Here is an 11,947-nt window from a genome sequence, read left to right as displayed (position 1 = left end):
CCTCATGACGAGAATGTGCGCCGTCGGCGACAATGTCGTCGACTGGTATCCACAGGAGCAGCTGGTCTTCCCGGGGGGAAGTGCGGCCAACGCAGCCGTCTTCGCACGGCGTCTCGGCCTCGAAGCTTCCTACATCGGAGTCCTCGGCTCTGACGAGCAAGCCGAGTTCATCGCGAGCAGTCTTGCCGCTGAAGGCGTTGACATCTCCCACTCGCAATGGCACGACGAACCCAGCTCTCGCACGGATGTCATCGTCGATCAATCGGGCAACCGCACGTTCACCGACTTCCTGCCGCCGGTGAGCCGCATCCGTCTGGATGCGGCCACCCGGTCGCACCTGCAGGGCGCGGCCTGGATCCACACCGGCCACAGCAGCTTCACGGAGCCGCTACTTGAGGCACTTGCGGACATCGCTCCGGTTTCGTTCGACTTCTCGAAGAAAAGCCTCGAGTACGCGGAGCGGCTGCTCCCGCACATCCGCTACGCCGCTTTCTCGCGAGAAGAAGCAAGCGTCGACGACGCTGTCAACCTCTTGCGCGAACTCGTCGCGCGAGGCGTAAAGTACGCCGTCGTCACGAGGGGCGGCGACGGGGCAATCGCCGTCACCCCGGAAGGCATCTTCACGCAGCCGGCGACCCCCATCGAGGTGCGCGACACGATCGGCGCGGGCGACGCGTTCCAGACCTGCTTCATCGCGAACATCGTCGCGGGCCGTACACCGGCCGTCGCTCTGCAAGCAGCCAGCCGGTTCGCCGCGGACGTCTGCAGCTACCGCGGCGCATTCGGACACGGGCAGCGAACCGCGCTGACCAAATGAACCACCCGCGGCGTCCAGGCCCACGCCTGAGCGCCACTGTTCAAGGAGGAAAAGTGAGAAACACAGCAAGACGCCCACTGGCTGCTGCCGGCCTCATCGCGACGAGCGGCCTGTTGCTCGTCGGATGCACGCCACTCGCGGGATCAACGGACGCATCCGATGTTCCCCTCGACCTCGCTCCGCCCGTCGCGGGTGAGATCGCTCCCGGCGCCCTCGACGGCATCAACCTCGTCTACGCCGGCAACGGCGGTGTCATCCAGGAAGGACAGACCAGCGCGATCTGGGACCCCTTCGCCGAGGAATCCGGTGCAACCGTGCAGCAGGACAGCTACGAGCTCACGAAGCTCAAGGCCATGGTCGACTCCGACAACGTGAGCTGGAACATGGTCAACTCATCGATCCTCGAGAACGAGCGATACTGCGGTGAGCTGTTCGAGAAGATCGACCCGGCCAAGGTCGACCTGTCGAATGCGCCGGAGGGAACCGTCGCCGGGGAATGCACGGTGCCGAACATTTTCATGGGCTACGTCGTCGCCTACAACACCGACGTGTACGGCGACAACGGGCCGAAGAGCGCGACGGACTTCTTCGACACCGCGAAGTTCCCCGGCAAACGCGGCGTGCCGCTTACCCCGTGGATGGAAGCGCCGGCGATCGAGTTCGCGATGCTCGCTGACGGCGCAGACTTCGACAATCTCACGGTCGACGACTTCCACGGTGCAACGGACCTGTACGACTCGCTCGGCGAGAACCTCGTGCCCTGGACCTCAGGTGCCCAGTCGCAGCAGCAGCTCGAGAGCGGCGAAGTCGACATGAGCCTCGTCTGGAGCGGCCGCGGGTTCGGCGCTGCGAACGCTGGTGCGCCGATCGCCGGGATGTGGGAGGAATGGGTCGTCAACATCGACGGAATCGCCATTCCAAAGGGCACCCCGAACCTTGACGCTTCCTACGCCGCCGTGAACTACCTCCTCGGCGCCGACCAGCAGGCGGCTGCCTCCGAGGCAACGTCCTACGCGCCGGTGAATGTGAACGCAGTTCCGGATGTCCCCGAGCTGACAAGCGAATGGCTCGTATCGAACCACCTCGAGTCCGGACACAACCTCAAGATCGACTACTGGGTCGACAACTGGGATGAGCTCGCCGACGCCTGGACCACCTGGGTAGCCGGAGGCTGATGAGCATGTCCCAGCTCACAACCGAGGCGACGACCGTCAGTATCGGCACGTCGAACGCAAGCGACACCTCGGCGCTCGTGCGGCGACGTCGGCTCCCGGCATCCTGGCTCACGCCGGTGCTCACGCTGCCGGCGGCGGTGCTCATCACGGTGTTTTTCGCGATCCCGATCGTGCAGGTCATCATCCTGAGCTTCACCGACCCGCAAGCGGGTCTTGGTAACTACGCGTGGCTCTTCACGACGCCCCTCATCGGCCAGGCAGCCATCGGCACGTTCCTGATCTCGCTGTCCGTGACGCTCGTGTGCCTGCTCATGGCGTACCCGTACGCGTACCTGATGACGATCGTCTCAGACCGCACCAGGTCGGTCATGACGATGCTGATTATGGTGCCGCTTTGGTCGAGCATTCTCGTGCGAACCCTCGCCTGGGTGGTGCTGTTGCAGGACAGCGGTCCCATCAACGGAATGCTCACCGCCATCGGGCTGGGACCGCTGCAGCTCATCCGCACCCCGCTTGGGGTCGGGATCGGCATGTCGCAGGTGCTGCTGCCGTTCATGGTCATGCCGCTCTACTCGGCGCTCTCCAGGATCGACACTCGCCTCGTCACCGCGGCGAAGAGCCTCGGCGCGCATCCCGTGGTCGCGTTCTTCCGGGTCTACCTGCCGCTTTCACGCCCCGGGATATTCTCCGGATGCCTGACCGTGTTCATCCTGGCGCTGGGCTTCTACATCATCCCGTCGCTGCTCGGCTCGCCGCAGGACACGATGCTCTCCGCCATGATCCAGCTACAGGTGAGCGGCTTCCTCGCCTGGGGGCGGGGCTCTGCCCTTGGGGTTGTGCTGCTCGTGGCGACGCTGGTCGCACTCATCGTCGTGGCGCGCCTCGGCAAGAACGCCCGCACGTCGAAGGGAGGAGCGCAGTGAAGCTCAAGGTCGTGCTCGGCATCATCAGCGGACTGGTCGCCGCGTGGCTCATCCTCCCGACTCTCGTGCTCGTACCCATCTCGTTCAGCGAGACGGCGTCGTTCAACTTCCCCGCGAAGGGGTTCTCGCTCCAGTGGTACGAGAACTTTTTCACCGATCTCACGTGGGTCCGCTCGCTCCTGCTCTCACTCCAGGTGGGAGTGCTCGCGACGATCATCGCGACGGTGACCGGCACGCTCGCGGCGTTCGGGTTGTCAAAGATGCGCATCCGAGGTCGGGCCCTCTTTGAGGGGTATCTGCTGACGCCCATGATGATCCCGGGCATCGTGCTCGCGGTCGGCCTCTACGCGGTGTTCCTGCAGTTCGGGCTGCTCGGCACCGTACCTGGCTTCGTGCTCGCGCACACCGTGCTGGCTTTGCCTTTTGTCATCGTCAACGTTCTCACCAGCCTTGAGGGCGTCGACTCGCGGCTCGAGCTCGCGGCTGCGAGTCTCGGCGCGAACCGCACCACGACCTTCTTCCGGATCGTGCTGCCACTCATCGCACCCGGCGTCGGGGCTGGTGCTCTCTTCGCCTTCGTCACCTCGTTTGACGAGGTCATCGTGTCCCTCTTTATCCAGTCGCCCGGACTCCAGACGCTTCCCGTCAAGGTTTTCCGCAGTGTGACTCAGGACACGGATCCCACGGTCGCGGCCGTTTCCGTGATCGTCACCGTCTTCTCGATCCTCGCTGTGTCCGTCGCTCAGCTGAGGTTCGTCAACAGGAAAAGGCAACAGGCATGAGCACACGCGAGGTTCAGAAGGACGCGCAGGCAGTCGAGCTTGAGACGAACGCTGCGGGACGGTTCGAGGAACGGGATCCTGCGGGGATCTCGATCATCGATCTGACCAAGACCTATGGCAAGAAGGCGGTGGTCGATCAGATCGACCTGACCATCCGCCCGGGTGAGTTCATGACGTTCCTCGGACCCAGTGGCTCCGGGAAGACCACCACATTGAGCATGATCGCCGGGTTCACGGAGGTGACCAGCGGTGAACTCAAGATCCATGGCGAGTCAGTCGCCAGAGTCCCTGCCCACAGGCGCGACATCGGCATGGTGTTTCAGAACTACGCCCTGTTCCCGCACCTCAGCGTCCGTGCCAACGTCGAGTTCCCGCTTCGTGTGCGGAAGATCTCCAAGGCCAAGCGCGCGGTCATGGTCGAAGATGCACTCGCCATGGTTCGCATGACCGAGTACGGTGATCGTTTCCCGGGTGAGCTCTCCGGCGGTCAGCAGCAGCGTGTCGCCCTGGCTCGTGCACTCGTCTACAGCCCCTCGGTGCTGCTCATGGACGAACCGCTCGGCGCTCTCGACAAGAAGCTGCGCGATTGGCTGCAAGCGGAGATCAAGCGCATCCACACCGAGGTCGGTTCGACGTTCGTCTACGTTACGCACGACCAGGAGGAAGCGCTGTCGATGTCTGACCGCATCGCGGTCTTCAACAACGGGAAGATTGAGCAGGTCGGGACAGGCGTTGAGCTGTACGAGCGCCCGGCGACGCTGTTCGTGGGCACTTTCCTCGGTGAATCCACCGTGCTCTACGGGAGCTCAGTGCGTTCCTCCGATGGGGGAAGCGAAGGCACCGTCGTTCTCTTCGCAGGCCACGAACTGCGTACGACTCAAGTGCTGAACGACACGAAGGTGGCGCTGCTCATACGACCCGAGAAGCTGTCGCTTTCCAGAACTCGCGAAGCGTCCTCAGGCACGAACAGGAACTTCCTTCCGGTGACCGTCTCGACTGTCACCTACCTGGGGTCCGCGTGGCGAATCGTCATCGACTTGCCAGACGGTTCAAGTGCGCTGGTTCGCACCGACAGCAATGTCGGAGTGCCGGGTGCAGGGGAGCAGGGTGTACTCCACTGGAGCGTCTCTGACGGAGTCCTGCTGCGCGACGACAGGTGACACCGCTGGCTTCGCCGAGCCCGCTCTGCTCGGCGAAGCCGTGGTGGCTCATGATGTCTTCATGCGCTCCTGCCACGCCTTGCCCCCGATCGTGCTTGCCGCCGCGACGTTGCTGAGCATGTCCCTGAGCGGATGCGCACAGAACGGCGCTGTCTCATCATTGGCCCTGCCGCCCACGGCTGGCACTTTCGACTACCAGTTGGGTGAGCCCTACGAGATCGAGGGCGGCATCGACGTCGTAGCCCGCGATTCGAGTGCAGCCCCCGAACCCGGCGCTTACAGCATCTGCTACGTCAACGGTTTCCAGACGCAGCCGGGGGAGTCGGCCGAATGGTTGGCCGAGCGCCCGGACCTGCTGCTGCAGGACTCTTCAGGAGAGCCTGTCATCGACCCCGACTGGCCGGACGAGTACGTCCTCGACCCGTCGACCAGCGAGCAACGCGACGGCATCCTCGAGGTGATATCGCCGATCATCGCGGGATGCGCGGAGTCGGGTTTCGACGCCGTCGAGATCGACAACCTCGACACCTTTACTCGCTTCGACGGTATCGATGAGGCCGGGGCGCTGGACCTTGCACGCGCCTACGTCGACGCGGCGCACGCATCCGGCCTCGCGATCGGGCAGAAGAACGCCGCCGAACTCGCCGAACGGGGCCGCGACGAGCTCGGGTTCGACTTCGCAGTCACCGAGGAATGCAGCGCGTACGGCGAATGCGCGAGCTACTCGAGGGCCTATGGCGAGCGCGTGCTGCAGATCGAGTACATCGACAACCTGCCGGCGCCGGGGGCGGATGTACAGATCTCGACGGATGCGGTGTGTGGTGACCCGGATCGGGCTCCGCTCACGGTCATCCGCGACCGAGACCTCACTGCACCGGGGAGCGATCTCTACCACCGAGAGCAGTGCTGATGTGTGGGCGTGCGTTACTTCCGTTTGCAACTTCACTGTCCATTTACCTAGCCTAGCTAGCGAGTTTCGTATGGGGCTCACTAGGGTGGTCGCATCCCCTCAGATGGCATCTCGAGTGCCCCAGACGATCTTCATCTCGCAGATGCGCGTCGACCGCGAGTCCACCGTCTGCCTCTGACGGGTGTCCTCGGACGGTGGGGACAGATGGTGCGGGACGAATGGATGGAGTACCGGATGAAGTGTTCGCGTCCATGCGGCAACCGAGACGCCTGCGAACGGCACCTGCTCGGCAGGTGCCGAATCGCTGGGTGAGTGAGGAAATCGACTCGAATTCATGACGCAGCAGGAGTTCGAACGCATACGAGGCAACTGGCTCAACACCGACCAGCCGCCTCCATTCGCTCGCGCCGCAGCTCACGCGGGCGTGCGCTTTTCGCAGGCCGCAGTTCCGACCCGGATCAGTATCAGTGCGCTTCGTGGGCCAAACTTCATCTCTACCTGGCTCGAGTGCTCACCGGTAGAAGCGACCTTTCTTCGCGATCTGCCTGAGCGCCAAGCGCGCAGCCTGTTCCTTTTCGTGAACAGTGGAGAGGTGCGGCTGAGCGTCGGTCGTATGAGCGCGACGCTGGACAGAGGAGCAGTGGTGGCCTTGCGGCCGGGGGCCGAAACCATCCGCTTCCAAGCGTTCGACGACCAGAGCGATGTGCTGGTGTTCAGTATCAAGAGCATGCTTGGGTTGACGATGCGCCGTCCGGATGAGCCAGCAATTCACATGCTGCCGGAGCCCTCGCTCAACGCTTTCGCGTTCGGCGCGTGTTTCGGTCTGGCCCAAGCACTCCCGCCGAGTTCGTCCCGAGTGGGGCGGGAGCTTCAAGACGCCGCTGATGCGGTCGCTCGCTCGCTCCTCAAGCAGTGGGTCATGCCGCGGGACGATCACGCGGATCTTCGGGAAGAGGCGCTGCGATTCATTCGTGTTCACGCCGTCGATCAGGCACTGACACCTGGAAAGGTCGCGATCGAGTTCGGAGTCTCTGAACGCAAGTTGCAAGCCGTCTTCCAGCAGGCCGACGAAAAGGTTGTTCGCGTCATCAGACGCAGTCGAGCTGAACTCGCCAGCATTCTGCTCGACGACGATCCGGACTGCGACCCTGCGCTCGCAGCAACGCGCTCTGGCTTCACCTCCGCCAAGTTCATGCGGGCAGCTCTCAGCGAGCTCAATGCTGAAGAGCGCCCGCCTCGTCCTCTGGTCACGATCAGCCCATAAATTTGACCAGACCGAGCAGTTCGTGCCGAGCGACCATCCGGTTTGCGTTTTTCCAGCACTATTTCCGCACCGCTCGATTGAGTTCACAAACACGACCTACGGTGCTGTTGTGCCCGAGATACTCGGGCGATTCCCCTGTACTTGATTCCCCCCCCCTCGTGGACTGCAGCATCTCCGCCGGTCCCAAATGAACGGATACCTTTATGCCTGAGCGCCCAGTGTTTGCTCCCGCTTCCGAACCCCTCAACCGTCGCGGTGTCATCAAGAGTGCCGCCTGGAGCGTGCCCGTCATGGCCATTGCGGTTGCGACTCCCGCCGCGTCTGCGTCGCCGTGCGTCCAGACCTACACCGGTGCGGTGCGATTCTCGGCCGTTGGCGCTTCGCCCGTGAATTACGTTCGCGGCGCCGGGAGCTCGACCACTGCCGGTTCCGCCAACGTCGTGCTTCCCGCTGTCAACGGCTTCACCACCACCCCCGTCAACGTCACGTTCAGCAGCAGCTCCATCGTGAGCGCCACCACCGGGGGCACCTACGCCCGCGACGCGCGCAACTTCGACGGGAACAACACGATCGCCCCTGGCAAGTTCGCCATCGTGCAGACGGTGACGGGCACCAGCGTGGCCACCGAGACGCCCGTGCGCGGACAGACGGTCGACATCAGCTTCTCGCGTCCCGTGACCGGATTGTCCTTCCGTCTGGAGGGCATCACTCGGGCTGCTACGTACAACGATGCCGTCACGCTCACCACGGTCGCCGGCACCGCGCTCACGGCCACGTCCACGGCCGTCGGGTCCCAGGTGCAGGGCGCCGGCACGGCCGCGAACCCTTGGCGAGCCAACGTCGAAAACGCGGCCAGTGGTGTGATCACGACGGCGAACTCACTGGTCGTTACGATTCCTGGAACGATTTCCTCGTTCCGCCTCCGCTACAACTCATGGAACGGCACAACGGCCGCTGCCCAGGGCCAGGGCGTGTTCCTCGGCAACATGACGTTCAATACGACCTGCGGCTAGCCGAAGCTTCGTTTGCCCCACGCATGGCTCCCGTGCGTGGGGCAGATGTGTCTCTGCGCCTTGCTGTTGGCGAACGGGGCGTTTACTATCTGAACCTCTGTGCGTCGTGTTTCCCTCGGCGCATGCACCACTTGTCCTGCTCCAATTTCTCCCATTGAGTAAAGGCCTGCCGTGCAGAATTCCTTCGCGTCCCGTCACAGAGCCCTCGAGAAGCCCACCGATCGCCGATCGTTGATTCGGAACACCGCCTGGGCGGTGCCGGCGATCGCGACAGCTATCGCCGCGCCGCTCGCGTCGGCGTCGACGAGCGCGGATATCGACGTAGGGGCGTACGTGAACCGCGGCAGCTGCGGGGTTCTTGGTGTGATCGGGCCAGGTTTCACCCTGAGCGCATCCTCGACCGTTCCGCTGCCGGTCAACACCACGATCACGATCATCGGAAGCGGAATCGCGAACATTGGCACGTTCAGTGCCTCGGGCGGCACGGCGTCGATCACGACGCTCAGCGGCACCGCGCGGCAGGCGGTCCTCACTTCTCCGCTCCCGGCGGGCGCGACCCTGGCGCTGCGAACGACGCTCTCGATCAGCGTCGCCTTCGCCATGAACGCGGTCGTGTCCCTCCCGAGCGGGTACATCGGGACCGGCGCGAAATCAGCCGCCTCAGTGTCCTCGACACTGATCCTCTGCAGCGGGACTTGAATTTCCTTGAGATAGGTGAAACGCAGCGCAAACGAATCGCCCCGCGCATCCGAGTGGATGCGCGGGGCGATGAGCAGCGGACGAGCGGTCAGCGACCTGTCGGCTGGTATTCGCTCACCGTGTCGGCGGCGAGGTGCTTCTTGAGCTCGGCGATGCTGACGGTGTCGAGGAAGACCACGGACTGGTCACCGACCATGCCGGTGCCGTTTGTGGGGAGCGTGAAGCTGCGGATGTTGCTTCCTCGGACGTCGCGCATGGAGACTCCAAGATCGATCATCGTCTGGAGCGTAAAGGTGTCGTCGACGCCGATGTAGGGGGAGAATTTCGTGATGATGTCCTGCACCTTGCCAGGGTTGGTGAGGGTCTCTGTCGTCAACATCTTGTCGAGAACTGCCTTCACCCACGCCTGCTGGTTGCGGACGCGCTGGTAGTCGCCGTCAGTGAAGGCGTAACGCTCACGAACGAACGCGAGCGCCTCCTCGCCGTTCAGTGTGATGGGACCGGCCGCGAACTGGTGACCTGCCTTGTGGGAGGACGTGAACGCGACGTCATTGTTGATCGTGACTCCACCGAGTGCATCCGTGATGCCGGCGAAGCCGTCGAAGTCGACAACGGCAACGTGGTCGATGCGCTGGCCGAGCAGCCCCTCGACGGTCTGGACGACCAGGGGTACGCCACCGTACGAGAGGGCCGCATTGATCTTGGCCTCTCCATGCCCCGGGATGGCGAGCCAGCTGTCACGCATGATTGAGATGACTTGAACGTCGCTGCGGTCCGCGGGAATGTGTACAAGCATCATGGTGTCGCTGCGGCTGCCGAGGTCGGTCATGATCGACGGACTACCTGGGGCGCGTGAGTCGCTGCCGAGGAGCAGGATGTTCATGGGTGTGCCGGCGTCGGTAGTGAGGGGCTCGGGGCGGCCCTCGTAGTCGGGGAGAGCGTCTGGGATCTTCTCGACGTCGTTGAACGCCTGGTTCACGTTCCACCAGATGATCCCGGCGCCGGCAACGGCCGCAACGAGGATTCCGACGAGCGTCCACAGAAGGATCTTCGGGCCGCGACGCTTCTTCTTGTCTTCGTTGCGGGCTCCTCGGCGGGTGCCGTCCGAGCCGCCGGCTGCGTCGTGCTCGAAGAGATCTGAGAGGGCGTCGTCGTTGCTTTGGGGGCGCGACGAAGCCTGGCCTGGGGTCTGCTCCATGCAGGTGAGTATGTCACGGGCCTGGTTTCTGGCACGATTCGGGCGCCGGCGCGGTCCTTTTGCATGTGTACGCACGCGAATGCACACCGAATATGTTTCGGGCAGGAAAACACGCCAGAGATGCGCAAAAAAGACCGGGGTAACCCTTTCGTTATGCGTGAACGTTGGGATACTCTCAGGAGGCACCCAGGATCTCTATGACGAGCCCACAGGCACGGACAGAGCGCGGCCAGTGGCCGTGGAGACCCGAAGCGCATGCCCGGTCCCCAACGCGGTGTGCGCACCAAAAAGTACTCATCTCTTATTGGAGCACACGTGACGCCTCCCACCTCAGGGCCAGCTACTGCGCAGATCCCCGTCGTAACCACGACGGACAGCGATCGCGACAGCAAGTCAGTGCCCTCTGTCGAGCCGCACTTCGCGCAGAGCTCGGCTGAACCGTCGGCTCGCGTTCAGCGCAGCATCAAGCGTCGCGCGAACTGGCGCCAGGGCTACGCCCGTCTTCTTGTGCTCACTGACCTGGCCGTCCTCGCGATTGTCATGCTCGGCGCGCAGCTCATCTGGCTCGGCGGCGGCAACGCCGCCGTTCCGTCTGGCGCTAACGCCGTTTTCAGTACCGAGGTCTCCTACTGGCTCGTCTCCGCCGTGATCGTCGCCGGCTGGGCGTGGATGCTCTCCCTCTTCGACACTCGCGACTACCGCATCCTCGGCTCCGGTTTCGAGGAGTACCGCGGTGTCTTCAACGCGTCGCTCATGCTCGCGGGAATCGTGTCGATCTTCGCGTACCTCTCCGCGTTCGAGCTGGCTCGTGGTTATGTTCTGATCGCCTTCCCTGTCGGCACGGTGGCGCTCATCCTGTCGCGTTGGATCGGCCGCCAGTGGCTGGTGCGCCAGCGCAAGGGCGGCAACCTACAGGCACGAGTGCTGCTCGTGGGTTCGCGCTACTCGGTTCTCGACCTCAACCGCGATCTTTCTCGTCGCGACGCGGCCGGCTACAACGTCGTCGGCGCTTGCCTCATCGACGGGAAGAGCGGTGAGCTCGACCCGAACGCTCCCGACTTCCTGCCCGGCACTGAGGTGCCGATCGGTGGCAACCCCGAGGATCTCGCCGGTTCGCTTGACGCCATCGGCGCCGACACCGTCGTCATCGCGGGCAACGACGTCACATCGACGCAGTGGCTCCGCGAGGTCGGCTGGGACCTCGACCCCGACCGTCACTTCCTTATCGTTGCGCCGGGTCTGCTGGATGTGGGTGGCCCTCGCATCGTCACCCGACCTGTCGCCGGACTCCCGCTGCTGCACGTCGACTCCCCGAAGTTCACGCGTATGGGCCTGCTGCTCAAGCGTGCGTTCGATGTCCTCGTCTCCGGTCTCCTGATCCTGGTGCTCTCGCCGATCCTCATCGGAACGGCCGTCGCGGTCGCGGTCACGTCGCCTGGTGGTGTGTTCTTCAAGCAGGAGCGCGTCGGGTACGGCGGGAGCCGCTTCACGATGTGGAAGTTCCGCAGCATGCGCGCCGATGCCGAAGAGGTGCTTAAGAAGCTGCAGAGCGAACGTCGCGATGCCGGCAACGACATCCTCTTCAAGATGAAGGACGACCCTCGTATCACGAGGGTCGGCAAGTTCATCCGTCGCTACTCCATCGATGAGCTCCCGCAGCTGCTCAACGTCTTCGGCGGCTCCATGTCGCTTGTCGGTCCGCGCCCGCCCCTGGACCGCGAGGTCAAGCAGTACGAGGACCACGTGCACCGTCGCTTCATGGTGAAGCCCGGCATCACGGGCCTCTGGCAGGTCAGCGGACGCTCGAACCTCACGTGGGAGGAAACGGTTCGCCTCGACCTCTACTACGTCGAGAACTGGTCGATGGCCGGCGACTTCGTCATTCTCTTCCGCACGGCCCGCGCCGTCGTCGCGAGCGAAGGCGCCTACTAGGCCCGACTTGGTGGCGTGAGACGGCGGTTGCTCTTCTGCGAGCAGCCGCCGTTTTCTGTCTCGGCGGGTGGTGC

The 11,947-nt window shown here is 63.9% G+C and carries 11 protein-coding genes; 10 read left to right on the top strand and 1 reads right to left on the bottom strand.

The window, feature by feature from the left end; all coding sequences use genetic code 11:
• The first annotated feature begins 4 nt into the window (after positions 1 to 4).
• The 9 genes from C5B85_RS19230 to C5B85_RS13000 all read left to right on the top strand — a co-directional run bounded on the left by C5B85_RS19230 (position 5) and on the right by C5B85_RS13000 (position 8,743).
• Positions 5 to 817: a PfkB family carbohydrate kinase gene (locus tag C5B85_RS19230; RefSeq protein WP_181064428.1), complete on the top strand. Its 813-nt coding sequence runs from the start codon at positions 5 to 7 to the stop codon at positions 815 to 817.
• 53 nt (positions 818 to 870) lie between these two features.
• Positions 871 to 1,992, top strand: a complete 1,122-nt coding sequence (locus C5B85_RS13035; protein ID WP_258070777.1) for an extracellular solute-binding protein — start codon at positions 871 to 873, stop codon at positions 1,990 to 1,992.
• 5 nt (positions 1,993 to 1,997) lie between these two features.
• On the top strand, positions 1,998 to 2,915 hold the full coding sequence (locus C5B85_RS13030) for an ABC transporter permease (protein WP_104286487.1): 918 nt from the start codon (positions 1,998 to 2,000) through the stop codon (positions 2,913 to 2,915).
• The gene (locus C5B85_RS13025; protein WP_104286442.1) at positions 2,912 to 3,697 is read left to right on the top strand and encodes an ABC transporter permease; all 786 of its coding nucleotides are present in this window, start codon (positions 2,912 to 2,914) and stop codon (positions 3,695 to 3,697) included. The genes C5B85_RS13030 and C5B85_RS13025 overlap by 4 nt, the downstream gene beginning before the upstream one ends.
• Positions 3,694 to 4,857 (top strand): ABC transporter ATP-binding protein, encoded by a 1,164-nt coding sequence (locus C5B85_RS13020; protein WP_104286441.1) that lies wholly within the window; start codon positions 3,694 to 3,696, stop codon positions 4,855 to 4,857. Before C5B85_RS13025 ends, C5B85_RS13020 begins: the two co-directional genes overlap by 4 nt.
• A 61-nt stretch (positions 4,858 to 4,918) precedes the next feature.
• A complete protein-coding gene (locus C5B85_RS13015) occupies positions 4,919 to 5,767 on the top strand; it encodes an endo alpha-1,4 polygalactosaminidase (protein ID WP_219819408.1) in 849 nt (282 codons plus the stop codon).
• 334 nt (positions 5,768 to 6,101) lie between these two features.
• Positions 6,102 to 7,031 (top strand): hypothetical protein, encoded by a 930-nt coding sequence (locus tag C5B85_RS13010; RefSeq protein WP_104286440.1) that lies wholly within the window; start codon positions 6,102 to 6,104, stop codon positions 7,029 to 7,031.
• A gap of 203 nt (positions 7,032 to 7,234) precedes the next feature.
• Complete coding sequence (locus C5B85_RS13005) at positions 7,235 to 8,044, top strand: hypothetical protein (protein WP_104286439.1); 810 nt, start codon at positions 7,235 to 7,237, stop codon at positions 8,042 to 8,044.
• A gap of 171 nt (positions 8,045 to 8,215) precedes the next feature.
• Entirely contained in the window at positions 8,216 to 8,743 is a 528-nt protein-coding gene (locus tag C5B85_RS13000; RefSeq protein ID WP_146077959.1) for a hypothetical protein, read from the top strand.
• An 88-nt stretch (positions 8,744 to 8,831) separates the two neighbouring features.
• Here the strand turns inward: C5B85_RS13000 and C5B85_RS12995 are convergent, their stop codons facing one another.
• Positions 8,832 to 9,941 carry an LCP family protein gene (locus tag C5B85_RS12995; protein ID WP_104286438.1) on the bottom strand — a complete coding sequence of 370 codons (1,110 nt, stop codon included), beginning with the start codon at positions 9,939 to 9,941 and terminating at the stop codon, positions 8,832 to 8,834.
• Between the two features lie 315 nt (positions 9,942 to 10,256).
• Between C5B85_RS12995 and C5B85_RS12990 the strand changes: the two genes are divergently transcribed.
• Positions 10,257 to 11,873 carry a sugar transferase gene (locus C5B85_RS12990; RefSeq protein WP_258070776.1) on the top strand — a complete coding sequence of 539 codons (1,617 nt, stop codon included), beginning with the start codon at positions 10,257 to 10,259 and terminating at the stop codon, positions 11,871 to 11,873.
• Positions 11,874 to 11,947: the final 74 nt, after the last annotated feature.

This window comes from Pseudoclavibacter sp. AY1F1, from assembly GCF_002931075.1.
Taxonomy (GTDB): domain Bacteria; phylum Actinomycetota; class Actinomycetes; order Actinomycetales; family Microbacteriaceae; genus Pseudoclavibacter.
The sequence above is the reverse complement of the archived record's forward strand: the minus strand, read 5'-3'. Positions and strand labels throughout refer to the sequence as shown.